This window comes from Pseudonocardia sp. NPDC049635, from assembly GCF_040659795.1.
In the GTDB taxonomy this organism is placed as follows: domain Bacteria; phylum Actinomycetota; class Actinomycetes; order Mycobacteriales; family Pseudonocardiaceae; genus Pseudonocardia.
In genome coordinates, this window is sequence record NZ_JBFAON010000011.1 from 50,102 (window position 1) to 74,921 (window position 24,820).

23 protein-coding genes and 2 riboswitches are annotated in these 24,820 nt (G+C 73.7%); of the genes, 12 read left to right on the forward strand and 11 right to left on the reverse strand.

Going from position 1 to position 24,820, the window contains the following annotated elements; translation table 11 throughout:
* Positions 1-40: 40 nt before the first annotated feature.
* Positions 41-106: riboswitch (cobalamin riboswitch) on the reverse strand.
* Positions 107-285: 179 nt separating this feature from the next.
* Entirely contained in the window at positions 286-1,320 is a 1,035-nt protein-coding gene (locus AB0J24_RS15335) for a DUF4073 domain-containing protein (RefSeq protein WP_358681209.1), read from the forward strand.
* A 14-nt stretch (positions 1,321-1,334) separates the two neighbouring features.
* On the opposite strand, the gene AB0J24_RS15340 is transcribed toward AB0J24_RS15335, so the two are convergent.
* Positions 1,335-2,600 (reverse strand): DUF222 domain-containing protein, encoded by a 1,266-nt coding sequence (locus tag AB0J24_RS15340; RefSeq protein WP_358681212.1) that lies wholly within the window; start codon positions 2,598-2,600, stop codon positions 1,335-1,337.
* Between the two features lie 212 nt (positions 2,601-2,812).
* Here AB0J24_RS15340 and AB0J24_RS15345 point away from each other — a divergent pair, with 212 nt between their 5' ends.
* The 6 genes from AB0J24_RS15345 (at position 2,813) to AB0J24_RS15370 (ending at position 9,044) form a co-directional block, all read left to right on the forward strand.
* The gene (locus AB0J24_RS15345; RefSeq protein ID WP_358681215.1) at positions 2,813-3,835 is read left to right on the forward strand and encodes an NlpC/P60 family protein; all 1,023 of its coding nucleotides are present in this window, start codon (positions 2,813-2,815) and stop codon (positions 3,833-3,835) included.
* A gap of 80 nt (positions 3,836-3,915) precedes the next feature.
* A complete protein-coding gene (locus AB0J24_RS15350) occupies positions 3,916-5,121 on the forward strand; it encodes a precorrin-3B synthase (RefSeq protein WP_358681218.1) in 1,206 nt (401 codons plus the stop codon).
* Complete coding sequence (locus tag AB0J24_RS15355; protein WP_358681531.1) at positions 5,118-5,756, forward strand: precorrin-8X methylmutase; 639 nt, start codon at positions 5,118-5,120, stop codon at positions 5,754-5,756. The genes AB0J24_RS15350 and AB0J24_RS15355 overlap by 4 nt, the downstream gene beginning before the upstream one ends.
* The gene (locus AB0J24_RS15360) at positions 5,753-7,303 is read left to right on the forward strand and encodes a precorrin-2 C(20)-methyltransferase (RefSeq protein ID WP_358681221.1); all 1,551 of its coding nucleotides are present in this window, start codon (positions 5,753-5,755) and stop codon (positions 7,301-7,303) included. Before AB0J24_RS15355 ends, AB0J24_RS15360 begins: the two co-directional genes overlap by 4 nt.
* Before the next feature lie 43 nt (positions 7,304-7,346).
* The gene (locus AB0J24_RS15365) at positions 7,347-7,820 is read left to right on the forward strand and encodes a GNAT family N-acetyltransferase (RefSeq protein ID WP_358681224.1); all 474 of its coding nucleotides are present in this window, start codon (positions 7,347-7,349) and stop codon (positions 7,818-7,820) included.
* 132 nt (positions 7,821-7,952) lie between these two features.
* On the forward strand, positions 7,953-9,044 hold the full coding sequence (locus AB0J24_RS15370) for an alanine racemase (protein ID WP_358681227.1): 1,092 nt from the start codon (positions 7,953-7,955) through the stop codon (positions 9,042-9,044).
* 21 nt (positions 9,045-9,065) lie between these two features.
* On the opposite strand, the gene AB0J24_RS15375 is transcribed toward AB0J24_RS15370, so the two are convergent.
* The 8 genes from AB0J24_RS15375 to AB0J24_RS15410 form a co-directional block, all read right to left on the reverse strand.
* Positions 9,066-9,815: a cobalt-precorrin-6A reductase gene (locus AB0J24_RS15375; RefSeq protein ID WP_358681230.1), complete on the reverse strand. Its 750-nt coding sequence runs from the start codon at positions 9,813-9,815 to the stop codon at positions 9,066-9,068.
* 25 nt (positions 9,816-9,840) lie between these two features.
* Positions 9,841-11,022 (reverse strand): ROK family transcriptional regulator, encoded by a 1,182-nt coding sequence (locus AB0J24_RS15380; RefSeq protein WP_358681534.1) that lies wholly within the window; start codon positions 11,020-11,022, stop codon positions 9,841-9,843.
* On the reverse strand, positions 11,022-12,389 hold the full coding sequence (locus AB0J24_RS15385) for an ABC transporter permease (RefSeq protein ID WP_358681537.1): 1,368 nt from the start codon (positions 12,387-12,389) through the stop codon (positions 11,022-11,024). The genes AB0J24_RS15380 and AB0J24_RS15385 overlap by 1 nt, the downstream gene beginning before the upstream one ends.
* 157 nt (positions 12,390-12,546) lie before the next feature.
* Positions 12,547-13,320 (reverse strand): ATP-binding cassette domain-containing protein, encoded by a 774-nt coding sequence (locus AB0J24_RS15390; RefSeq protein ID WP_358681233.1) that lies wholly within the window; start codon positions 13,318-13,320, stop codon positions 12,547-12,549.
* 116 nt (positions 13,321-13,436) lie between these two features.
* Positions 13,437-14,507, reverse strand: coding sequence for a substrate-binding domain-containing protein (locus AB0J24_RS15395; RefSeq protein ID WP_358681236.1), 1,071 nt, complete (start codon positions 14,505-14,507; stop codon positions 13,437-13,439).
* A 244-nt stretch (positions 14,508-14,751) separates the two neighbouring features.
* Entirely contained in the window at positions 14,752-15,489 is a 738-nt protein-coding gene (locus AB0J24_RS15400; RefSeq protein WP_358681239.1) for an ABC transporter ATP-binding protein, read from the reverse strand.
* Entirely contained in the window at positions 15,486-16,238 is a 753-nt protein-coding gene (locus AB0J24_RS15405) for an ABC transporter permease (protein WP_358681243.1), read from the reverse strand. Before AB0J24_RS15405 ends, AB0J24_RS15400 begins: the two co-directional genes overlap by 4 nt.
* Positions 16,235-17,242 carry an ABC transporter substrate-binding protein gene (locus tag AB0J24_RS15410; RefSeq protein ID WP_358681246.1) on the reverse strand — a complete coding sequence of 336 codons (1,008 nt, stop codon included), beginning with the start codon at positions 17,240-17,242 and terminating at the stop codon, positions 16,235-16,237. Before AB0J24_RS15410 ends, AB0J24_RS15405 begins: the two co-directional genes overlap by 4 nt.
* A gap of 8 nt (positions 17,243-17,250) precedes the next feature.
* Positions 17,251-17,340, reverse strand: a riboswitch (TPP riboswitch).
* Positions 17,341-17,432: 92 nt separating this feature from the next.
* On the opposite strand from AB0J24_RS15410, the gene AB0J24_RS15415 reads away from it, so the two are divergent.
* A complete protein-coding gene (locus AB0J24_RS15415; protein WP_358681249.1) occupies positions 17,433-18,329 on the forward strand; it encodes a GAF domain-containing protein in 897 nt (298 codons plus the stop codon).
* Positions 18,330-18,347: 18 nt separating this feature from the next.
* On the opposite strand, the gene AB0J24_RS15420 is transcribed toward AB0J24_RS15415, so the two are convergent.
* Positions 18,348-18,767 (reverse strand): hypothetical protein, encoded by a 420-nt coding sequence (locus AB0J24_RS15420; RefSeq protein ID WP_358681252.1) that lies wholly within the window; start codon positions 18,765-18,767, stop codon positions 18,348-18,350.
* Positions 18,768-18,908: 141 nt separating this feature from the next.
* On the opposite strand from AB0J24_RS15420, the gene AB0J24_RS15425 reads away from it, so the two are divergent.
* A complete protein-coding gene (locus tag AB0J24_RS15425) occupies positions 18,909-20,618 on the forward strand; it encodes a choline dehydrogenase (protein ID WP_358681255.1) in 1,710 nt (569 codons plus the stop codon).
* Between the two features lie 90 nt (positions 20,619-20,708).
* Here AB0J24_RS15425 and AB0J24_RS15430 read toward each other — a convergent pair whose 3' ends face one another.
* Positions 20,709-20,894, reverse strand: a complete 186-nt coding sequence (locus tag AB0J24_RS15430; protein ID WP_358681258.1) for a hypothetical protein — start codon at positions 20,892-20,894, stop codon at positions 20,709-20,711.
* 366 nt (positions 20,895-21,260) lie between these two features.
* Here AB0J24_RS15430 and AB0J24_RS15435 point away from each other — a divergent pair, with 366 nt between their 5' ends.
* The 3 genes from AB0J24_RS15435 to AB0J24_RS15445 all read left to right on the forward strand — a co-directional run bounded on the left by AB0J24_RS15435 (position 21,261) and on the right by AB0J24_RS15445 (position 24,686).
* The gene (locus tag AB0J24_RS15435) at positions 21,261-22,118 is read left to right on the forward strand and encodes an EamA family transporter (protein ID WP_358681540.1); all 858 of its coding nucleotides are present in this window, start codon (positions 21,261-21,263) and stop codon (positions 22,116-22,118) included.
* Positions 22,119-22,982: 864 nt separating this feature from the next.
* Positions 22,983-24,239 (forward strand): acyl-CoA dehydrogenase family protein, encoded by a 1,257-nt coding sequence (locus AB0J24_RS15440; RefSeq protein ID WP_358681261.1) that lies wholly within the window; start codon positions 22,983-22,985, stop codon positions 24,237-24,239.
* A gap of 42 nt (positions 24,240-24,281) precedes the next feature.
* Positions 24,282-24,686 (forward strand): nuclear transport factor 2 family protein, encoded by a 405-nt coding sequence (locus AB0J24_RS15445; protein WP_358681264.1) that lies wholly within the window; start codon positions 24,282-24,284, stop codon positions 24,684-24,686.
* The last annotated feature ends 134 nt before the right edge of the window (positions 24,687-24,820 follow it).

Consider the following 24,820-nt stretch of genomic DNA (forward strand, 5'->3'; position numbering starts at 1 on the left):
ATCCTCGTCCCGTACGGAGGTGGCGCGGCGGGCAGGTCGAGTGTCTGGCTCTCCCCGGGTCCGGGGATCACAGTGGCGGGACCGCGCCGGACTCGCACCGGCTTCCTGCTCCCACCCGCCGTCTTCGGTTGTCCGATCACCTTCCGCAACGAGCTGCTCCCCCGTCAAGCGGCCGCGCACCGGCGTGGTGAGCGGCACGGGCGGGTGGTGGCCCGGCGCCCGTCGGGCACGACGCCGCCGACCCGTACCGTCCGCGTCGCCCGATCGTGACCCTGCGGACGGTTGGTGATCATTTCTACGGACAAGGGTGGGTGCCCCGACGTCCCGGAGGTCGCCGTGTTCCGCCCGTCCCGCCGTGCCCGCCTGCTCGGGGCAGGTGTCCTCACCCTGCTCCTGGTCACCGCCCCGGCGGCGACCGCGACGCCCGCACCCCGACCGGCGCCGGGGACCACCTTCGACATCATCTCCGACGTCCAGGGCGACCTGACCGACCTCGGACACGCGCTGGGTGACCTGGCGGCGGCGGGCGCCGCACCGGGTGGTCTCGGCCGGGCGCACGCCCTCGTCGTCAACGGCGATCTGGTGCCCTCCGGCACGGAGGTGGAGTACGCCGCCTACACCGCGGCGCTGGCGGGCGCACCGCGTCCGCCCCGGACGCTGTCGGCGATCGGCAACCACGAGTACTACACCGGGGAACCGGCCGAGGTGCTCACCGCGCGGTTCCTGCACCACACCGGGATGCCCGCGCCGTACCACCGGTCCGACGTGAACGGTGTTCCGGTGCTGTTCCTCGGCAGTCTCACCGCACCGGACGACACGGCGTACTCCCGGCTGGGCGCCGAACAGCTCGACTGGTTCGACCGGGAGCTGGACGCGGCGTCGGCACTGCCCGGCCCGGTGCTGGTGTTCTCCCACCATCCGCTGCTCGACACGGTCTCCGGCACCCGGGGGCCGGCCGGCGCGGAGAACTACTGCTGCCAGTACCCGCGCGACGAGCACGACCGGCTGCTGCAGATCATGGGCGACCACCCCGACGTCGTGTTCCTGACCGGGCACACCCACTACGACCTGGGCCGCGACGACTGGGCGGTGCGCCGCACCGTGCCCGGTGGCCACCCCGACGGGTTCACCGCCGTGAACACCGGGTCGTTGCAGACCGAGTGGTGGACCGACGAGAGCGGCACGGAGGTCAGCGCGCCGACCGGGGCGATGAACCAGGGCTTGCGGCTGCGGGTCACCGGCGGGCACGCGGTGATCGAGGCACGCGACTTCCGCACCGACGAGATCGTGAACCGGTTGGAGATCACCACCGCGCGTTGATGCGGGACGCGCCGTCATGCCGGCGCCGAGTAGACGTGGCCGGTCGGCGTGGTGGTCCGGACCCGGCCGTCCGGACCGCGGGCCACCCGCCAGCCCGGCTGCTCGCGCACCTGGTTGTGGAACTCGCACACCGCACGCCCGTTCTCCAGCACCGTCGCCCCGCCTTCGGCGGCCCTCCGGATGTGATCGAGATGGCGGACCGGCGCATCGCAGTACGGCTCGGTGCACCGGCCGCCCGACCGCGCCCGCACCCACCGGGCCAGCAACCCGGTGAACGCGCGCTGCCGCGAGTCACCCCCGACCACGACGCCCTCCGAGGTCAGCAACCGCCGCACCATCGCACGCCCTCCAGCGCAGGCCAGTAGCTCGAGCGGCACCGGGCCGTGCCCGGGGATCTCCGCCGGCAACGGCGACGCCGGATTCAGCAGCGCCTCCACCGGCACCACGACCTGCACCTCGACGTCGACATCCGTCGCGACCGCACGACCGGTCACCCGCTCGACCACCGTGTCGGCCATGACCTGCCCACGCGAACGCGTCAACGGCTCCGGGCCGACCGACACGTCCACGAATGCCCTGCTCAGCGCCGCCAGACATGCCACACCCTGCTCCACCGGCAGGTACGCGGTCAGATACGTCATCGCGTCCTGCGCCGGGCGCAGTGTCACCCGCCGCTGCGCACGAGCCGCGTCGACCCGCGCCCGGAACTTCTCCGGTGCCACCTCGGCCGCATACCGGCGGGCCAGATCACGCAACCGCCCCACACCCAGACACAGCAGGTCGTGCTCGGCGAGCCGAGCATCGACCGCCGCACGCTCCCCACGATCCAGATCCGTGCACGCAGCCACCACCGCGGCGACCTTCGCAGTGCTCAGCTCCCCGGCGACGAACAGCCCGCGGACATGGACGAGCCCCTCGTGCAGGTCGCGGGCCGTGACCACCCGGCGACGAGCCTCGGCCGGTGAGACCCGGCAGGCCAACCCGACCTGGGCCACCACCCCACGTTGCAGCCGATCCGGGTCGGTCCGCCCGGCGGCGACGGCGTTCTCGACGTGCAACCGGGCGAACGCCCGCACCCGCGTCGCCTGCAACGCGGCCAGCGAGTGCTGCAGGGCCTCCAGCTGCTGGACCTGGTCGATCAACTCGGCTTCGGAGGCTCCCGACGGATCCGCCTCCGCTGCCTGTTCAGCGGCCAGCTGGACCAGCGCCAGGTCGACCTGCGGGAACCGGGGATCACCGGCGGCGACGCCGGTGTGTGCACGTTCCTCCACCGTGAGCATGAGGTCGACCCTACTCGAACGCATGTTCGCTTCGCGAGGAAACGGTTGCGCTCGCAAACAGCGATAGGGGAAGGCCTGCCGGAGGTGCCACTCCAGCGGTCCGGGCGAACCCGGAACCCGACCGGGTGAGCGGCCGGTGCGTCACGCCGTCACGGGCGTCCTCGACCCCGACCCTGGACGCGGACGTGTCCGGCCGATCCCGAGGAGGCCCCGTGCCCGTGCGAGTGCCGTCGCCCGGCCGTCGCCGCCTCCTCGCCGGCGCCGCGCTGTTGCTCACCGCCGCCGTCGTCACGACCATGGCTGCCCCGGGCGCGGTCGCGGCATCACCACCGGTCACCGACCGGGCGTTCGTCGACGTCTCGGTGGCCACCGTGTGGACCTCCCCCACCAGCCCGCGCGAGATGGACCGCTCCGCCCTCGCCGCGCCCGCCGACCCGGCGGGCTGGCTCGGGTCGATGACCGCGGCCGACCGGCGCGAGCTGACCACGGCGTCGCGCACCCAGACCCAGGTCCTCTACGGAGCCCCCGTGCAGGTGCTGGAGCGCCGGGAGGGCTGGACGAGGGTCGCGGTGCCCGGCCAGCCCAGCGCCAAGGATCCCCGCGGCTACCCGGGGTGGATCCCGTCCGCCCAGCTCACCGCGGGTGTCGCGTTCGCGGGGCTCGCCGGGGCGCTCCCCGCGGGCACCGTCGACGGGGTCGCCACCACCTGGCTCTACGGCGACGAGACCCGCACCGACCGGTTGCGCGAGGTCAGTGCGGGCACCCGGCTCCCCGTCCTGGCCGGTGACCCCGGCGGTGTGCAGGTCTCGCTGCCCGACGGCGGCACCGCCTGGGCCGACGCATCGGACCTGCGGATCGGCGACGCCGAACCGGCGTCCGGGGAGGACCTCGTCGCCACCGCCCGGTTGTTCCTGGACCGGCCCTACCTGTGGGGCGGCCGCTCCGGGTTCGGGCCGGACTGCTCCGGGCTGACCGGGCTGGTGCACGAGCTGCACGGGATCACGATCGGCCGGGACGCCGCCGACCAGGCGAGGACCGGCCGGCCCGTCGCGAAGGACGGCCTGCGACCCGGCGACCTGCTGTTCTGGAACTCCCCCGCCACCCACGTCGCGATCTACGCCGGTGACGGGCAGATGATCGAGGCGTTCGACGCGTCCACGCCGGTGCGGGTCACCCCGGTCCGGTTCGACGCGACCTACTCCGGCGCCCGCAGACACCTGCCCGATCCGGCGTGACGCGGCCGCGACCGGCGTGTGACCGAGGCCGCCGGGCCGCGTGGGGCCCCGCACGCCCGGGTGTGCCTACAGTGACCGGCGTGCCGACGACCGCCCGCACCCGCGCCGACGCCTGCCCGGGCGTCGTGTCTCCGCACCTGGCGGCGGACGGTGCGCTGGCCAGGGTCCGGCTGCCCGGCGGCGTGATCACTGGGCCGGCGCTGCGCGCGGTCGCGGCGCTCGCCGAGTCCGCGGGCGACGGCTCGGTGCACCTGACCTCACGCGGGAACCTGCAGCTGCGCGGCCTGGACCCGGCCGACCCGCGACCGGTCCGCACGCTGCGTGCGGCCGGGCTGCTCCCCTCGACCACCCACGAGCGGGTCCGGAACGTCCTGGCGTCACCGCTGTCCGGGATCAGCGGCGGGCTCGCCGACGTGCGCGGCCTCGCCGCGGTGCTGGACCGCGGCCTCTGCGCCCGTCCGGGGCTCGCCCGCCTGTCCGGCCGGTTCCTGTTCGCCCTCGACGACGGCCGCGGCGACGTCGCCGCGGAGCGGCCCGACCTGTGCTGGCGGGCGACCGGGCGGGACGAGGGCGAGCTGTTCGTCGCCGGAGACCGCACCGGGCTGCGTCGCGCGCCGGCCGACGCCCCGGCCCTGCTGCTCGACGCCGCGCAGGCCTTCCTCGCCGTGTGCGGCGACGCCTGGCGCGCCGGCGACCTCGACGACGCCGCCGCCCGGATCGTCGCACTGCTCGGCGCCACCGACGGCCGGCCGTCGCGAGACAGCACTGCCGATCGGGCGTCGCGCGACGGTGCCGGTGCCGACCAGCACGCGACGCTCGCTGGCGAGCCTGCCGTCGGGGAGCTCGGTGGCGGCGCGGTGGGCGTCGCGCCGGAGCTCGGCGAGCTGTCCGGCGTGGCGCTGCGGGAGCTCGCCGGCACCGCACCGGAGCTGGTCGTGACGCCGTGGCGCACGCTGGTGCTGCCGGCGCCGGCGCCCGGGGCGCTCGGGCGGTTGCGCGCGGCCGGGCTCGTCGTCGATCCCGGGCACCCGGCGTTGCGGGTCAGTGCCTGCGCGGGCGCCCCGGGCTGCGCGAAGTCCCTCGCCGATGTCCGTGCCGACGCCCGGATGCTGATCCGGCACGGCGTCGGGCGGCCGGTGCACGTCGTGGGGTGCGCCCGGCGCTGCGGCGCACCGCACACCCCGCACGTCGACGCCGTCGCCACCGGCGCCGGCGACTACCAGATCGACGGCGCGCCCGGCGCGCTCACCGCACCATCGCCTGACCGACCGAGGAGCACCCGCTGAGCGGCCACGACTACATCACCGACGGCGCCGAGATCTACCGGCGCTCGTTCGCGACGATCCGCGCCGAGGCGGACCTCACCGGGCTCCCGCCCGGAATCGCCGACGTCGCCGTGCGGATGATCCACGCCTGCGGCCAGGTCGACCTGACCGCCGACATCACCGCCTCGGACGGCCTGGTCGACGCCGCGCGGCGGGCGCTGAAGGCCGGCGCCCCCATCCTGTGCGACGCGACGATGGTCGCCTCCGGGGTGACCGCGGCGCGGTTGCCCGCCGGGAACGAGGTGCTCTGCCTGCTGCGCGACCCGCGCGTCCCGGAGCTGGCGGCGCGGATCGGCAACACCCGCTCGGCGGCCGCGCTGGAGCTGCTCGCGGACCGGTTCGACGGTGCCGTGGTGGCCGTCGGCAACGCCCCGACGGCGCTGTTCCATCTGCTGGATCTGATCGACCGGGGCGCCGGACGCCCGGCCGCCGTGCTCGGGATCCCGGTCGGGTTCATCGGCGCGGCCGAGTCCAAGGCGGCGCTCGCCGCCCGCACCGACCTGGAGTACCTGGTGGTGCACGGTCGCCGCGGCGGCTCGGCGATCACCGCGGCCGCGCTCAACGCGCTGGCTCACGAGCAGGAGATCATCGCGTGACCGGCACCCTCTACGGCGTCGGCCTCGGGCCCGGCGATCCCGAGCTGACCACCATCAAGGCGGCGCGGCTGATCCGCGACGCCGACGTCATCGCCTACCACTCGGCCCGGCACGGCCGCTCCATCGCGCGCCGGATCGCCGAGCCGCACCTGTCCGGCACCGCCGTCGAGGAGGCGCTGGTCTACCCGGTCACCACCGAGACGACCGATCATCCGGGCGGGTACCAGGGCGCGATCGACGAGTTCTACGCCGAGGCCGCCGCCCGGCTGGCCGCGCACCTGGACGCGGGCCGCGACGTCGTGCTGCTCGCCGAGGGCGACCCGCTCTTCTACGGCTCCTACATGCACATGCACAAGCGCCTCGCCGGGCGCTACCGGACCGAGGTCGTGCCCGGTGTCACCTCGATCAGCGGGGCCGCCGCCGCACTGGGCCGCCCGCTGGTCGAACGGGACGAGGTGCTCACCGTGCTGCCGGGCACGCTGCCCCGCGAGGAGCTGGCGCGCCGGCTCGCCGACACCGACTCGGCCGCGGTGATGAAGCTGGGCCGGACCTTCGGCACGGTGCGCGACGCGCTGGCCGACGCCGGGAAGCTCGACCGCGCGTACTACGTGGAGCGGGCCACGATGGAGGGGCAACGCACCGGCGCGGTCGGCGAGGTGGACGCGGGCGGGGTGCCCTACTTCGCGATCGCGCTGCTCCCCGGCGACGTCGCCTCCTCGGTCCCCGACCAGGACAACGACGACCACCGGGTCGCCCTCGACCCGGCCGACCCCGCGTCGGTGCGCGGGCCGGGCGAGGTCGTCGTGGTCGGCACCGGCCCGGCCGGCCGGGACTGGCTGACCCCGCAGGTCGCGGCCGCGCTGTCGGTCGCCGACGACCTCGTCGGGTACGGGCCCTACCTGGACCGGGTGCCGGCCAACCCGCGCCAGACCCGGCACCCGTCGGACAACCGGGTCGAGGCGGAGCGGGCCGCGCACGCGCTGGACCTGGCGGCGTCCGGCAGGCGGGTGGCGGTCGTCTCCGCCGGGGACCCGGGGATCTTCGCCATGGCCGCCGCGGTGCTGGAGGTGGCGTCCGAGCCGAAGTACCGCGACGTGCCGGTCCGGGTGCTGCCCGGGCTGTCGGCGGCGCAGGCGGTGTCCGCGGCGATCGGCGCCCCGCTCGGGCACGACCACGCGATGATCTCGCTGTCGGACCGGCTCAAGCCGTGGGACGTCGTCGCCGCCCGGCTGCGCGCGGCGGCGTCGGCGGACCTGGCGATCGCGATCTACAACCCGCGGTCGAAGGCCCGGCCCTGGCAGATGGGCGCCGCCCGCGACGTGCTGCTGGAGCACCGCTCGCCGGACACCCCGGTGGTGCTGGGCCGCGACGTCGGCGGCTCCGGGCAGCGGATCACCGTGACCACCCTCGGCGAGCTGGACCCGGAGCTGGTGGACATGCGCACGCTGGTGATCGTCGGCTCGTCGACCACCCGGGTGGTCGAACGCGGCGACGGGCCGGTCGTCCTCACCCCCCGCCACTACGAGACCCCGACGACCACCGGTTGAGCCCGCTACCGTCACCCCGGAGGGGTGGGTGGGAGGACTCGGCATGACGACGACGGTGCACCGGCTGGGGCCCGACGACTGGCGGCTGGCCCGCGAGGCCCGCCTCGCGTCGGTCCGGGAGGGTTTCGGCGCGGACAGCGCGTTCCTGCGCGAGGAGGCAGGCCTGGAGGAGGCAGCCTGGCGCGACGTCCTCGCCCGGCACGTGCGGTTCGCCGCCCGGTCTGACGACGATCCGGTCGGGACGGCGTGCTGGCGCCCGACCGGCGACCGGGACGAGGGTCAGCTCTACGGGATGTGGGTGTGCGCGCGGGCCCGCGGCACCGGGCTCGCGGACACCCTGGTCGACGCCGTCGTCGCGGTCGCCCGCGAGCACGGCAGGCATCGCCTGTCACTGAAGGTGGAGCCGGGCAACGCACGGGCACTGGCGTTCTACCGGCGGATAGGTTTCCGGCAGGTCCCCGCCGGCGACGGCCCGGCCGCGCTGGTGGTGATGACCCGGGACCTCGGCCCGCGCTGAGCCGGGCGCGGCCGCCGACCCGCCGGTGGCTGATGCGACGACGCGGTGCGGCCGTCGGGCGCCGCTGTCCGGGGTCGACGTGATCGGCGAGCGGTTCGGCCCGTTCCGGCCGGGATGCGACGATCACCGGCGATGCACACCGAGGCTCTCGACACCCCGTTCCTCGTCGTCGACGCCTGCGTGCTGGAACGCAACCTGGCCGAGGGTGCGGAGCGGGCGCGGCGGCGCGGGCTGGCCTGGCGCCCGCACGCCAAGACGCACAAGAGCATCACCGTGGCCCGCCGTCAGCTCGCACACGGTGCCACCGGCCTGACCCTGGCGACCGTCGGCGAGGCCGAGGTGTTCGCCGCCGCCGGCATCGACGACCTGTTCCTCGCCTACCCGGTGTGGGCGGCGGGTGGTCGCGCGGACCGGTTGCGTGCGCTGGCCGGGCGGGTCCGACTGCGGATCGGCGTCGACTCGGCCGCGGGCGCCGACCGGCTGGCCGCCGCGTTGCGCGGCGCCCCCGCGCAGGTCCTGGTGGAGATCGACTCCGGACACCACCGCACCGGCGTCGCCCCCGGTGACGCGGGCGGTCTCGCCGCGGCCGCCCGGGCCGCCGGGCTGGAGGTGGCCGGGGTCTTCACCTTCCCCGGGCACGCCTACGCCCCCGGTGCGCGCACCGCCGTGGCCGCGGACGAGGTCGCGGCGCTGTCCGCGGCCGCGGCCGGCCTGGCCGCCGCCGGGATCGAGCCCCGGGTCCGCAGCGGTGGGTCCAGCCCGACCGAGGGCATCGCGCCGGATCTCCCCGGCCGGTGGGCACCGACCGAGACCCGGCCGGGGGTCTCGGTGTTCGGCGACGCCCAGCAGGTCGAGCTGGACGCCATCGGGTTCGACCGGTGCGCGCTGAGCGCGGTCGCGACGGTCGTGCACGCCCGCCCGGGTCACGCCGTGCTGGACGCCGGCAGCAAGACCCTCGGCGCCGACCGGGCACCCTGGGCCACCGGGTACGGGCGGCTGCCCGACCACCCCGAGGCCCGGGTCATCGCGCTGTCCGAGCACCACGCCACCGTCGCGTTCGGTGACGGGCCGGTCCCGGAGCCGGGCAGCCGGGTGCGGGTGGTGCCCAACCACGTGTGCTCGGCGGTGAACCTGGCCGACCATCTCGTCGTCGTCGAGGGCGGTGCGGCCGGGGACACGGTCGTCGACCGCTGGCCGGTCGACGCGCGCGGGGCGAACACCTGAGCGGCCGTGCTCGACGGGCGGTCACAGCAGCAGATCCAGGCCCTCCCGGACGGTGCCCGCCACCCGCACCCCGGCCGGCACCGCGGGCCGGTCCACCACGACGACGGCGATCCCCCGCTCCCGCGCCGCGACCAGCTTCGCGGCGGTCGCGTCCCCTCCCGAGTCCTTGGTCACCAGCACGTGCGGGCGCACCCGGTCCAGCAGTTCCCGTTCGGCGTCGAGGGTGAACGGGCCGCGGTCGAGCAGCAGCGTGTGGCATCGCGGCAGCGGTGGATCGGGCGGGTCGACGGCCCGGATCCAGCAGGTCGCGTCGATCCCGGCGAACGCGCCCAGGCCGCCGCGCCCGATGGTGAGCAGCACTCGGCCGTCCGCTGCGGGCAGCAGCCGGGGCAGCACGGCGGCGGCCCCGGCGACCGATCCGACCCGGTGCCAGCGGTCCCCCGGCGCCGGCGTCCAGCCCGGCCTGCGCACGACGACCAGTGGGACGCCGGTCCGCGCGCAAGCCGCGGCCGCGTTGGCGGTCATCACCGCGGCGAACGGGTGCGTCGCGTCCAGCACCGCGGAGACCCGCTCGGCGCGCAGGTACCGGGCCAGCCCCTCGGCGCCGCCGAAACCGCCTAGCCGTACCTCGCCCTCGGGCAGCCGGGGACTGCGCACCGCCCCGGCCAGCGAGGAGATCACCCGCACGCCGGCCCGGGCGGACAGCTCCGCCGCGGCCGCACGGCCCTCGGTGGTGCCGCCGAGGACGAGCACCGTGCGCGGACCGGTCACGGCGCCAGGCTAGTGCCCGGCCCGCTCACAGCGCCTCGAGCACCGGTTCGAACGCCAGCTCCGCGGCACCGATCAGCGCGCCGTCCCGGCCGAGCGGGGACGCCACGATCCGGGTCCCGCCGACGGCCCGGCTGACCAGGCTGCGCCGCTCGACGTCGGCGCGGACCCGGTCCACCACGACCGGGGGCAGCGCACCGAACAGGTCGCCCAGCACGACCAGTCCCGGGGCGAGCATGTTGACCACGGTGACCAGCCCGGTCCCCATCCAGCCCGCGAACCCGGCCAGCTGCTGTTCCGCGCGGGCGGGGTCCGCCGCCAGTGCGCGCAGCTCGGCGACCAGCACCCCGCGCGGCGTGCCCTCGGGCAGGCCGAGCGCCCGCCCCAGTGCGGGCTCGCCCACCTCGGTCTCCCAGCATCCGCTGGCGCCGCAGAAGCAGTCCCGGCCGTCCGGGCGGACGATCATGTGCCCGATCTCCCCGACGTAGCCGCCGGTGCCGCGCAGCGGGGTGCCCGCGGACACCACGCCACCGCCGACCCCGACGTCCCCGGCGAGGTAGACCATGTCGTCGGCGTCCCGGCCCGCGCCGCGCAGGTGCTCGGCCAGCGCCCCGGCCTCGGCGTCGTTGGCCACCTGCACCGGCTGCCCGAGCACCGCGGCCAGGCGCGCGCCGAGCTCGACGTCGCGCCAGCCCAGGTTCGGTGCCTCCCGGACCAGCCCGTCGGCCCGCCGGACGGCACCGGGGACCGACACCCCGACCGCCTGCTCGGTGACCGCCAGCTCGTCGCGCAGCAGCTCCGCCGACTCGGCGACGTGTGTGATCACCTCACCGGGCAGCCGGGTGGCCCGGTGGATGTTCCAGCTGTGCCTGCCGAGGATCTGCCCGCCGATCCCGACCATCGCCATCGCGACCTGGTCCACCCGGACGTCCACGCTGAGCACCACCGCGGCCTGCGGGTCGGGCACCACCAGCAACGAGGGTCGACCGGCACCGGAGCGCCGGGTCGGGATGGCCTCGGTGACGATCCCGGCGCCGGCGAGCCCGTCGACGACCGCCTTGATGGTGCTGCGGTTGAGGCCCAGCTCACCAGCCAGGGTGGCCCGGGTGCACGGGCCGTCGACGTGCAGCCGGCGCAGCAGGGCCGCGCGGTTGTGCCGGCGGGCGTCGTCCGGGCGGGTGCCGGAGGCCGGTCCGGGGGGCTGGGGGATCACCGTCCGGTGGCCGCCGCCCGCCGCCGCGACGCCGCGTCGACCCCGGCCGCCAGCAGCAGCACCAGTCCGGTCACCACGAACACCACGGCGGCAGGCTGCTTGAGCAGGCCCAGACCGTTCTGCACGGTGGCCAGCACGGTGCCGCCGATGACCGCGTTGCTGATCCGGCCGCGCCCGCCGAACAGCGAGGTGCCGCCGATCACCGCGGCACCGACCGCGAACAGCAGGGTGTTGCCCCCGCCCGCCGCCGGGTTCACCGAACCGATCTTGGACGAGTAGACGATCGCCCCGATCGCGGCGAACGCGGTGGAGATCACGAACACCGACGCCCGGATCCGGACGACGTCGATCCCGGCGCGCCGCGCGGCCTCCCGGTTGCCGCCGACGGCGTAGACGTGCCTGCCGAAGCGGGTCCGGTCCAGCACCCAGGTCCCGAGCACCAGCAGCACCAGCACGATCGGGACGACGTAGGGCACACCGGCGATCGCGACGACGCCCGGCGAGCGGTCCTGGACGAGTGCGACGGTGACCAGCCCACCCAGCACGACCACCGCCCCGATCTTGATCAGCACCAGCCCGGTGGGCCTGGCCACCAGCCCGCTCCGCAGCCGGGCCCGCTGGCGGACCAGCTGGACAGCGGCGTACCCGCCCGCCGTGACCACGAAGAGCCCCCAGGACGCGGGGACCGACAGATTACCGTTCGCCACCGCGTTGATCATCGGGTCGCGCAGGGCGAGGGTGCCGCCGTCGCCGATGAGCTGGAGGATCACCCCCTGCCAGGTGATGAACAGGGCCAGGGTGACGACGAAGGCGGGCATCCCGACCCGGGCGACGAGGAAGCCGGTCAGGCACCCGATGACCACGCCGACCCCGACCGCGAACGCCATCACCACCCACGGTCCGGTCGGGACGCCGATCACCAGCACCGCGGCGGTGGCCAGGCTGACGACGGTGCCTGCCCACACCCGGACCAGCGCGGCGAGCACCGCGGCGGCGACCATCACCAGCACGAGCAGCACGAACACGACGGTGCCGGTGGCGCCGAGCATGTTGCCGCCGGAGACCAGGTGCAGCGCCATCATCGCTGCGGCCAGGCCGGACGCGGTGCCGGCGGCCAGGTCGATCTCACCGGTCAGCAGCACGAAGACCAGGCCCATCGCGATGATCGTCGGGCCGGCTCCCTGCTGGAGCAGGTTGGCCAGGTTCAGCAGGCTGCCGAAGGTGCCGCCCTGGTCGAGCACGGTGAACAGGACGAACAAGGCGGCCAGCCCGAGCAGCGCGGGCAGTGAACCGAGGTCACCGCTGCGCAGCCCGCGGAGGTAGCCGGCGACCGCCTCCCGGGTGGTCTGCGCGGTGGTGTCGATGCCGAAGTCGGCCGCCCGGCTGCCCGGGTTGGCGCGCTGCGCGGCACTCGTGGGCGACGTGGCACCGTCGGTGGTGGTTCCGCTGGGTCGGGGGTCGGTCACGGTCGGTCCTCCCGGAACGGCACGGCGGGCAGCGGCGCGGGGGTCGGGGCCGGCATCAGACGGTGGCCGACTCGGGGCGGGCGAGGCCGAGCTCACCGGACCGGCCCGCGGTGATGAGCTGGACGACCTGGGCGTGGGTGAGGTCGCGGGTCGGCACCTGGGCCACCATCCGGCCCAGGTACAGGCAGGCGATGCGGTCGGAGACCTCGAAGACGTCCGCCATGTTGTGACTGATCAGCACGACGGCCAGACCCTGCTCGGCGAGCCGCCGGACCAGGTCCAGCACCTGCCGGGTCTGGGCGACGCCGAGCGCGGCCGTGGGCTCGTCGAGCAGCACCACCCGCGAGTCCCACAGCACCGCCTTGGCGATCGCCACGGTCTGCCGTTGCCCCCCGGACAGCGAGGCGACCGGGGTCCGGACCGAGGTCACCGTCCGCACCGAGAGCGCCGCGAGGGTGTCCCGCGCGGCCTGCTCCATCGATCCCTCGTCGAGCATCCAGGGCCGGCCGCGCTCCCGGCCGAGGAACATGTTGGCGACGACGTCGAGATTGTCGGCCAGCGCGAGGTCCTGGTAGACGACCTCGATGCCGAGCCGGGCGGCGTCGGCGGGCGCGGTGAGCGACACCGGCTCACCGGCGAACCGGATCTCGCCACCGTCGATCGGGTGGATCCCGGCGACGCACTTGACCAGCGTCGACTTCCCGGCGCCGTTGTCACCGACGAGCGCGGTGACCTCCCCGGCGCGGACGGTCAGATCGACGTCGTGCAGCACCCGCACGGCGCCGAAGCTCTTGTTCACCTGGTGCAGGGCCAGGATCGGTTCGGTCACGAGACCGCCCCTTCGCGGTCGGTGCCCGGGGGGGGGGGGGGGGCCCGCCCCCCCCCCCCCCCGGGGGGGCGCGGCCCGGGGCGGGGGGGGCGCCCCCCCCCCCCGGGACGGGGTGGTCAGCTGATGCCGAGCTCGCTGCACGCGTCGGCGGTCTCCGCGGTGCAGACCTCGGCCGCGGTGACGTAGCCGGCGTCGATCACCGTCTTCACGTTGTCCCGGGTGATCAGCTCCGGGGTGAGCAGTACCGACGGCACGTCCCGGTCGCCCTGCGGGTCGCGGACCGTGTCGGTGGCGATGGCGTCCGCGGCGGCGGTGTCACCGTTCGCGAGGGCGGCGGCCAGCTGCGCGGCGGCCTCCGCCTCCTGCTCGATCGGCTTGAACACCGTCATGTACTGGTCGCCGCGCAGGATCGCGGCGAGCCCGTCGGCGGTGGCGTCCTGCCCGGTGACCGGCACCGTCCCGTTGAGCCCGTACTTGGCGAGCACGGTGATCACGGCCCCGGCGAGACCGTCGTTGGCGGCGACGACGCCGTCCACCCGGCCGCCGTTGGCGGTGAGCAGCTGCTCGAAGGTGGTGCCGCCGACCTGGTTGTCCCACCGCTCGATGGCCTGGCTGCCGGCCAGGACCAGCGACCCGTCGTCGTAGAGCGGCTTCAGCACCGTCTGCTGACCGTTGTAGAACAGGGTCGCGTTGTTGTCGGTCGGCGCGCCCTCGATCTCGATGACCTGGGCGCCGGGCTTGTCGCCGATCCCCTGGACCAGGCCCTCACCCTGCAGGGCGCCGACCCGCTCGTTGTCGAACGAGACGTAGTAGTCGCTGGTGCCGCCGAGGTTCAACCGGTCGTAGTCGATCACCGGGATGCCCTGTGCCTGCGCCTTCGCGGCGACCGTGTTGCCGCCGTCGCTGCTGATCGAGGCGATGACCAGCACCCGCACCCCGCTGGAGATCATCCCGTCGGCGAGGGTGGAGAACTTCTGCTCGTCACCCTGGGCGTTCTGGATGTCCGGGTCGAGCCCCTCGGCCCGCATCGCCCGGTCCAGCATCGGCTTGTCGAAGCCTTCCCACCGGGCCGAGCTGTCGGTCTCGGGAAGGATCACGCCGACCTTGATGCCGCCCTCCCCGCCCGCCGCCGCGCCGTCGCCGCCGTCGCCCGCGCTGTTCTGACCGCAGGCGCTCAGCGTGAGCATCAGGCCGAGGCCCGCCGCCGTCACCGCCCGCCGTAGCCGGGATCTGCGTCCCGTCCCCTGCATCCCCATCGGACTTTCCCTCCACGACGCTGTGGTGACCTGGAACTCGATCAGGTGAATGTTGTGAGCGCCAACGTATTGGTCGATACAGGGTGACCGACAGCATACTGAATCGAGAAAGTCTGGCCGTTGAGTCACAATCAGATAACGACGGGGTGCATTTGTTGCCCGGCGGGCGGCTCGGTCAGGAGCGCAGGACGTCCAGCAGTTCGGCCTCGACGGCGGCGATCCCGGGATCGGTGAGCATCGACCGGGTGCGCGGGCGGGGCAGGTCCACCGGCACCACCCGCCGGACACCGGCCGGCCGTGGCGAGAGCGCCACGACCCGGTCGGAGAGGAACGCCGCCTCCCGCACGTCGTGCGTGATCAGCAGCGTCGTCCAGCCGTAGCGCTCGCGCATCGACTCCAGCCACTCCTGCATCGCGGTGCGGGTGAGCGCGTCCAGTGCACCGAACGGCTCGTCGAGCAGCAGCACCTCACGCCCGCCGACGACCGTGCGCAGCAGCGCCGCCCGCTGCCGCATCCCGCCGGACAGCTCGCCCGGCCGGGCCTGCTCGAACCCACCCAGGCCGAACGGCTCGAACAGCGCCCGGGCCCGCTCCCGTGCCTCGCGGCGCGAGACCCCGGCCACCTCCAGGCCGAGGGTGGTGTTGTCGAGCACGCTCCGCCACGGGAACAGCAGGTCCTGCTGCGGCATGTAGCCGAACGGCGCCCCGCGCACCGGTTCGCCGTCGACCTGGATCGTCCCGCTCACCGTCGCGCCGTCGAGTATCCCGGTCAGCGCACCGAACAGGGTCGACTTGCCGCAGCCGGACGGGCCGACGAGCGACACGAACTCCCCCGTGCCGACCTCCAGCGAGACCGAGTCCAGCACCGGGCGGTCGCCGTAGGCCACCGAGAGGCCGCGCACCGAGACCTTCATCGGTGGTCCTCCCTGTACCACGGCGTGACCAGGCGCTGCACCAGGTAGGTCGCGCCGAACAGAGCCACCGACAGGGCCGCCGTGACGCCGACCGCGGCCAGTACCAGGTCGGTGCGGAACTGGTTGCGCTGCAGCTGCATGAAGATCCCCAGGCCGGCCCGGGCGCCGACGAACTCGGCGAAGATCGCGCCGGTGACGGCGTAGGTGACCGCGATCCGCAGCGAGGTGAAGAACGACGGCATCGCCCCCGGCAGCCGGACGAGGCGGAACCGCTGCCAGCGGCTCGCGCCCATGCTCCGCAGCAGCGCCGTCGCCGACCGGTCGGTCGCCGCGAACCCCTCGATCAGGCCGACCGCCACCGGGAAGAACGTCACCAGCGCGATGACCAGCACCTTCGGCAGCAGCCCGAACCCGAACCAGATGATCAGCAGCGGCGCGATCGCGATCACCGGCAGGGTCTGCGAGGCGACCAGCAGCGGGGTCAGCGCGCGGCGCAGCCACGGCGAGAAGTCCACCGCGACCGCCGCCGCCCAGGCCACGGCCAGCGACACCGCGAACCCGATCGCGGTCACCTGCAACGTGGGCACCGTGTTCGCCCACAGCTCCGCACGGAAGGCCCAGCCCTGCTCCACCACCCGCAGCGGTGAGGGCAGCACCTGCGGAGCGACACCGGTCACCGTCACCGCCACCTGCCAGGTCACCAGCAGCCCCAGCACCAGCGACAGCGACGGGGCGAGCCGGCGGATCACGGCGTCAGGAGGTCGTTGGTGAACCACGTGGAGAAGTCCGGCTTCTCGCGCACCGGCCGGCCGTCGGGACCGGCCACCGTGCCGGTGTCGTAGAGGAACCCGGAGAACCCGCTCCACCGGTCGAGGGTCTGGTGACCGACACGCCCCTGCTCGTCGAGCAGGAACCGCTCGGCGAGCATCACCGCGCCGCGGTCGACGAGCTCGTCGGAGGTGAAGGCACCCGGGTTCGCCTCCTTCAGCATCTGCGCCGCGGCCGCCGGGTCCGCAGCGGCGAACCGGTAACCGCGCTGCACCGCGCCGACGAACGCGCGGGCCCGCTCCGGGTCCTGCCCCAGCAGCGTGGAGTTGCCGATGAGCAGCACGTTGTAGGCGTCCGGGAAGCCGTAGTCGGTGTAGCGGAACGTCCTCAGCGGCTCGTTCCGCAGCTCGGCCTCGATACCCTCGACGTTCACGAACGGTTCGGTGAAGTCGGCCCGGCCCGCGTAGAGCGCCTCGTAGGCGGCGGTGTTCAGCACCTCGGTGGTGAACTCCCCGACGCCACCGTCGGCCCGGATCACCGTCTGCATCTTGGGGATCTCACCCGGCCCGCCGAACCCGGCGTACACCATCCCGTCGAGGTCACGTGGCGAGCGGATGTCGTCGCGGTCCGCGCGCACCGCGATCTCGGTGGCCCAGTGCTGCAGGATCGCCATCACCGAGGTGATGTCGGCCCCGGCGGCCTTCGAGTAGGTGAACGAGTCCTGGAAGCTGATCCCGAAGTCCGCGGCGCCGGAACCGACCAGGGTGTCCGGCGACGTCGAGTTCCACGGCAGGAACTCCACCTCCAGTCCCGCCTCGGCGAAGTACCCGGCCTGCTGGGCGACGAAGAGCCCGATGTGGTTGGTGTTCGGCGTCCAGTCCAGCGCGACCCGCACCGGCCCGCCCCCGGAGCCACCACCTCCGGAGCAGCCGGTGAGCACGAGCAGCAGCAACGCCCCGAACAGGGACAGGACACGAGCACGCACGACGGCGGCCTCCCTACGCCGGTGTCAACCGGATCAGGTTCGAACGGTCGGCGGCCGGTCCTGCCGCCCTCTCAGCCTCGGTGCGCGGGCTCCCGCGGTACCTCAGGACGATAACCCAGCGGCGCCGGCGTCCGGCATCGTCACCCGGTCGATATCCTCGGTCCCCACCGGCGGCACACGGAAGGACGAGATGGCGGCCTCGCTCTGGACCCCAGACGCCCCCGGGCGGCCCGCGCCCGATCCCGGCCCTGCACTCGTCCAGGTGGCACTGCGGGCCGGGGCCACGTCCGTCGCGCACGTCGACGTCGCCGCGATGCTGTCCGGTCTGTGTGTCGCGCTGGTCCCGGCCGCCGGGGTCGCCGGGGCGGTGCTGGTGCTGCACGAACCGGCCGACGCCCGCGATCCGGAGCGGCGCCGCGTGTTCGGCTCGGACACCGCGGCCACCCGGATCGGTCAGCTGCAGGACCGCTCCGGTGCCGGCCCCGCGATCTCCACCGCACACGACGGCCGGGTGTGTCTCACCCCTGATCTCACCCGGTCCGATCCACCCGGCCTCGCCGCGGTGGCTGCCGGTTGCGGGCTGGTCCGGGCCCTGACCGTCCCGGTGGTCGTGGGCGGGCGCACCGCGGGTGCGCTGCAGCTGCTGGGCCGCCGGGACTGCGGGGCCCCGCTCGGTGAGCGGCTCGCCGCAGCTCTGCAGGTGGTGACGGCGGCGCTGGCCGCCCGGATCCGCGACGTCCGCGAGCTGACCCGGCTGGAGCAGCTCACCGCCGCCGGCGCGGCGACCGACCCGCCGTTCATGCCACCGGCCCGGCAGGCTCCGGCGGGCAGGCTCCCGGCCCCGCAGCTCCCGGCCGGGTCCCGCGGACGCGCCGAGCCGCCGGCGGGCCCGCCGCAACCCGGGACCCGGCGTCCGGCGACGCCCTCGGCCCCGGCGGGCGGTCCCGCCGAGCCCGGCCCGTCCCACAGCGGGCGGTCGCCGGACCGGACGACGCTGATACCGGCCGCCCGCCGCTCGGACGGGCCGCCCGTGAGCCCCCGGGTCCCGGCCCAGCGACGGGCCCGGCACCGGCGCAGGGACGTCTGAACCTCGGCCTCCGGCGGCTCAGGGCTCAGAAGGGGCCCGGTCGCTACCGGCACCGGTCCGCAGCGACTGCAGCTGGACATGCTCCTGCAGGTAGGCCGACACCCGCTGCCTGCTGACCCCGAACAGCCGGCCGATCCCGGCGATCGTCTCGCCCTCGGCGTGCAGCGCGACCGCCTCCTCACGACGAAAGCGTCCGCCGATCGCACCAAGCCCGTCCAACGCACGGGTGATGGACTCTACGATCAACGGACGATCCTCCCGCGGTACGATCTCCCTCCAGCCGAGCCCTCGGGCACGCAGTTCCTGGAGTTCGCGCACCCGTCGGCGGGCGGATTGCAGGTCGGCGACGGAGGCGTCGATCTGCGCGCCCAGCGCAGCCAGCGCCCTGTCCGCGTCGTCGGCCCCGGCCCTGTCCGTGTCGTCCCCCGCCGTCGTCACACGGGTGAGGGTACGGGCCGGTGCGGCCCGCCAGGAGCCACGGCGTACCGTGAGTCTCCGCAAGGGGGGTTGCTCACTCGAACGGGTCAATCCGTTCAGGTGGGTGCCAACAGTGCCAAGTTCGGAAACGGGAGAATCGGTATGGCGCGGTACGACGTCGTCATCGTCGGCGGTGGCTCGGCGGGTGCCGTGCTCGCCCATCGCCTGAGCGAGGACCCCGCGCGCACGGTGCTCGTGCTCGAGGCCGGGCAGCCCGACCACCGCTGGGACCCGGTCATCCGGATGCCCGCCGCGCTGGCGCACGCGTGGGGCAACCCGCGCTACGACTGGTGCTACACCTCCGAGCCCGAGCCCGGCCTGGCCGGTCGCCGGGTCGCCGTCCCCCGGGGGAAGGTGCTCGGCGGCAGCAGCAGCATCAACGGGATGGTCTACCAGCGCGGGAACCCCGGCGACTACGACCGGTGGGCCACCGGTCCGGGGCTGCAGGAGTGGAGCTCCGCGCACTGCCTGCCCTACTACAGGCGGCTGGAGCGCAGGCTCTCCGAGCACCGGATCGCGCTCGACGCCGACGGGGCGGGCCCGCAGATCCTGGAGCGCGCCCCCGCCTCCGGCCCGCTGAACGACGCCTTCCTGATCGCCGCGGGCCAGGCCGGGCACGCCGTCGTCGACAACGTCAACGGGCCGCGCCAGGAAGGGTTCTCCCGGACCGAGCGGACCATCTTCCGCGGCCGCCGCTACTCCGCGACCGACGCCTACCTGCACCCGGTCTCGGCGTCCCGGCCGAACCTGCAGGTCCGGACCGGGGTGACCGTCCACCAGCTGCGGTTCGACCACACCGGGAGCCGGGTGATCGGCGTCCGGTACCGGGCCGCCGACGGCACCTTCCGCGACGTCGACGCCGGGGACACGATCCTCGCCGCCGGCGCGATCGCCAGCCCGCAGTTGCTGCAGGTGTCCGGGATCGGCGACCCGGAGCACCTCGCCTCCATCGGGATCGGTTCCGGCGACGTCCGCGCGGCACTGCCCGGGGTCGGGGCGAACCTGCAGGACCATCTCGCGATCCACCTGCAGCACGCCTGCGTCCGGCCGGTGTCGCTGGCCACCCACCGCCGGGTGCACAAGCTTCCCGGTGCGGCGGCGCGCTGGCTCGTCTCGGGCACCGGCATCGGTGCCAGCAACCACTTCGAGATCGGTGGTTTCGCCTCCACCTCGCTGGCCAGCGGCATCCCGGACGTCATGATCCTCTTCGCGCCGGTCGCGATGCGCTTCGCGCCCGACGTCCGGCCCGCCGGGCACGGCTACGAGATGCACGTGAGCGTGATGACCTCGGACGCCCGCGGGACCGTGCGCGCCACCTCCCGCGACATCGGCGTGCCGCCCGGCATCCGGCTCAACTACCTCAGCAGCGAGCGGGACCGCCGGCGCTGGGTGGAGGCGATCCAGATCGGGCGGACGCTGCTCGACCAACCGGCCTTCGCCGGGCTGGACGGGGGCGAGACCTTCCCCGGCCCGAGCGTCCGCACCCCGGAGCAGGTGCTCGACTGGGTCGGCCGACGCGCCCAGAACGGCCTGCACCCGACCAGCACCTGCCGGATGGGCACCGACGCGGGCTCGGTCGTCGATCCCGCCACGATGCGTGTGCACGGCGTCGACGGGCTGCGGGTGGTCGACGCCTCGGTGTTCCCGGACGTTCCGAACTCCAACACCTACGCGCCGGTCCTGATGGTCGCCGAGCGGGCCGCGGACCTCATCCTCGGCAACACGCCCCTGCCCCCCGACCCGCGCCCGGCCCGGCCGGCCTCGCGGACCGACGGCGACCAGGTCCTGACCGGTCGGCTCGTGGAGGCCTGAGCCGCACACGCGAACGGGGCGGGGACCGGTGACCCGGTCCCCGCCCCGTTCGGTCGGGTGTGTGGGACGTGACGAGCACGCCCGCGGCAATCACTCCCCGCCCTGCACCTCCACACCGGACTCACGCAGCTTCTCGGCGTGGGCACGGCCGTGGTGGTTGCAGAAGAGGAGCTCCCCACCGGAGGGAAGGATCGCGCGCACCTTCGCCGCCGCACCGCAACGGTCACAGCGGTCGGCGAGGGTCAGTTCTGGCCGGGTCAGCGTTTCGGGCTGCATGGCGGTCTCCCTCCGTCGCGGCGGTGGGCCTCGGGCGGCCCTCCGCCGTATCACTGTGACGACCGCACCAGGCGGGTCGCCCACACTAAAGCAGACGCTCGAAGCCCCTGCACGTGTTCCCGGGGCGAGTCGCGACGCCCATCACGTCCGGACCGTCTCCGGATCGGTGGGTGACGCCGCGATGTACCCGCGGTGACCGATTGCGTATGAAGTTGACTGCCTGTGAATCATGCGGGGCCGGGAGCCACCCGTGCAAGCGGCGGTCGGTAAACAGGGTGTATCCGGGGTTACCGTGCCCCGGTGAGTGCACGACCGTTCGCCGAGCGCGTACCCGCTCCGCTGCTGTTCCTCGCGGGCGGCACGTCGATGTACGTCGGCGCGGCGCTCGCCGTCGGCCTGTTCGACCGGCTCGCGCCGTCCGCGGTCGCCGAGCTGCGGCTGATCGGGGCCGCGCTGGTCCTGCTGGCCTGGCGGCGCCCCGGGCGCGGCGCGTGGCGCGGCGTCCGGCTCGTCCGCGCCGGGTTGTTCGGCCTGGCCACGGCGCTGATGAACGTCGCCTACTACGAGGCGATCGCCCGGCTCCCGCTGGGCACCGTGGTAGCCATCGAGTTCACCGGGCCGGTCCTCGTCGCGGCGCTGGCATCGCGCCGCCTGCGCGACTTCGGTGCCGTCGGGCTGGCCGCCGCCGGGGTACTGCTGATCGCCGACGTCCGGTGGTCCGGCAGCCCGTCCGGGGTGCTGTGGGCGCTCGCCGCTGCCGCCATGTGGGCGGCCTACATCCTGCTCGGCAAACGGGTCGCCCGGGCCGGGACCGGGATCGACGACCTCGCGACCGGCTTCGCCGTCGCCGCGGTCGTCCTGCTGCCGCTGCTCCTGGTCGGGAGCGACGGATCGTTCGGTGTGGCGAACCTCGCACCGCTGGTCGACCCGGGTGTCCTCGCCCTGACCGTCGGGCTGGGGGTGCTGTCCTCGGTCGTCCCCTACGTCCTCGACCAGATCGTGCTCCGCCGGGTCGGCCAGGCCCGCTTCGCGGTGCTGCTGGCCCTGCTGCCCGCCACCGCGACCGGGATCGGGGTGGTCATGCTCGGACAGCTGCCGGGCGTGCCGGAGGCCGCGGGGATCCTGCTGGTCGTCCTGGCCGTCGCGGTGCGGTCCCGGGACGGCGACGAGCCGGTACCCGGCCCGGTCGGCACGGGCGGAGGCGTTCCCGGCCGACCGTCCTGAGACCAGGGCACTCCGGCTCGCCCCGGTGCCCGCCGGATCGAGCCACGCCATCGGGGCATGCCAGCACGCTCAGCGAGACCGTCCCGGATGTCCTCCGCACATGGGAACCTCGTCCGGGTTCAGCGGCCGGGGGGTTCCACTGCGCCGAGGGTCACGCTGCGTAGCGCCCCGCACCGTCCGTCGACGGCCTTGGTCGGGGTCGTAGGAGGGATCCGGCAGCTGACGTGGATCCCGTCGTCGTCGCGGCGCCGGTGCAGGGTCCGTCCGGGAGTGGCCGGTCCATCGAGCCCGGCTGGTGGGCCGGGGTCGATCCGGTGTCGATCACCCAGGTCAGAGCGGTCTGCCGCGCCCGGCGACCGGGGTCGGCCTAGGCGATGACCTGCCGGCCGGCCCACCAGGTGTGGTCCCGCCGGGGCGGTGACGTGCCACCGAGATCTTCCGTTCCTGTCCGCGTGCAGCGACCAGGGCACCGCCGTCGCCCCGGTCCACGTGGCTCGGGCGCCGGTGTCGACCTCGAACCGGCGGCGCGGCCCGGACGGGCCGCCCGGGACATCGGGCTGGAGCGCGATGCGCTGTCACGCCCCGATACAGCGGACCTTGATCCGCTGTATCGGGGCCGGCGCGAGGTACCCGGACGGCCCGGAGGACGTGCCACGCTGCCCCTCACCGGAGCTCCGACATCGCTGCCGGACCACGCCACCACGCCTGAGGCCGCCCTCCGGCCCGCGACCACCTACAAGATCGTCTGATGAGCGGAGCAGTTGGTCTACAGACCAACGGATTCCGCGCAATCCTAAGATCCGGACCAATGCCGTCCACGGTCATTTGGACTCTACTGGTCCCTGCTGGACGCCGACTACGGCAATGGCCGGTGCAGGTCACAGCAACTGCGACTCGATGCTCAACGGAGAGGACGAGATGACATCAGATGCGTATACGCATGCAGCAGCCTTCGACAGGATCGAGAAAGATCTCGTCGATCGCGCGGAGGCTTTACGGCCGGTCCTCCGTGAGCGTCAAGCTGAAACCGAGAGCCAGTCACAGTACTCGGAAGAAGTTCACGAGCTGTTTGTCGACGCGGGCTTCTACCGAATGCTGGTCCCGCGGCGATTCGGCGGCCTCGAGGTCGGCGTGGACACCTTCATGCAGGTGGTCACCGCACTGGCGAGGGGGTGCGCTTCGACCGGATGGGCACTCTGCCTGGGCGCCTCTCATGCCCTCCAGGTGGGGACCCTGTTCGACGAGGCGACGCAGCGTGAGATCTTCGGCGACGGACTCTTCATCTGCCCCACCACCGTCGCCCCGCAAGGAAAGATGGTCCGGGACACGACAGGTGAATGGATCATCAACGGCACGTTCAACTACTGTTCGGGCTCGGCCTATGCAACTCACTACATGGGCCATGCCATCGAGGAAGCTGACGGGCCCAACCCTCCCGAGATTCATCTGTTCGTGGCACCCCGGAAGATCTGGACCAGGCTCGACGACTGGCGCGACACCCTCGGCCTGAAAGGGAGCTCCTCGAACAGCATCAAGATCGAGAACGGTCGTGTTGCTTCGAACTGGGTGCTTCCGAATACCTGGTTCACGACGGTCGACGTCAGTTCCGGTACCGTCGGAGAGCAGGTTCACAGCAATCCGATGTATGCTGGGCCGCCGCTGTCGTTCGCCCTCCTGGAGATTGCTTCACTAGCCCTTGGCATCGTTCAGGGCGCGCGCGATGAGTATCGCGAGCTGATGGAGAGCAAGATGACACCGGCCCCTCCGCTCGTTCCTCGCACGCAGGACCCGACTTATCAACGTTGGTACGGGACGGCAACCGCGGCAGTGGACTCGGCAGAAGCAATAACCCGGCACGCGTCCAGCCTTTGGATGCAGTACTGCCGGGCAGGCAACTTCACCCACCGGAAGGATGTCGAGATAATCGGCATGGCGACCGAGGCGATCGAGCTCTGCTGGAATGCACTGCATCAAGTACTCCTGCGCACAGCCGGTTCGAGCGTCCTTCGATCTGGCTCACGCCTGGAACGCGCCTGGCGCGACATGTCGATGGTGAGAAGCCACAACGGAGTCGTCGCCTACAGCGAGCGCTCCCGGATCGAACTCGGGCAGTACCCGTAAAGCCACCACAGAAGTCTTGACAATTACACGAAGGGAAAGATGATGAGTACGACGCCCGACGCCAGGACCGTAGCACAGAGCTATTTCGACGCATTGGAGGCCGGCGACTTCGAAGCAGCCATTTCCTGCCTGTCGGAGGACATTGTGCTCACCGAGGCAGAAAGCCTGCCCTACGGTGGCATCCACCATGGCCGGGAGAAGTTCAAGGACGCACTCGGCCAGGCGGCCAAGTTGGGAGGTTCAAAGATGACCTTGGAGCACCTGCTGGTCGACGGAGAACGCGTCGCGGCTCTCGTTCGGCTTGAGGCGCCGTCCGGCTCGGACAGCCCCCCTACGTATCTCGTCGACTGGCAGCTCATCCGGGACGGGAAGATCGTCGAACTGACCCCGTTCTATTACGACACGGCCTCGATCCTGGCCGGTAAGGGAACGCCGCCTCTCCGCTGACCGACCGACCCGACGGCGCTGTCCACCAGGTCCCAGCGCGGCGGATCGAGCCGAATCCGCGTGACTCCCGCGGGAAGGAAGTGCCTCCCTCGGCCGACCGGAACAATCGTTCCGGGGTCCATGTGGGCCTCGGC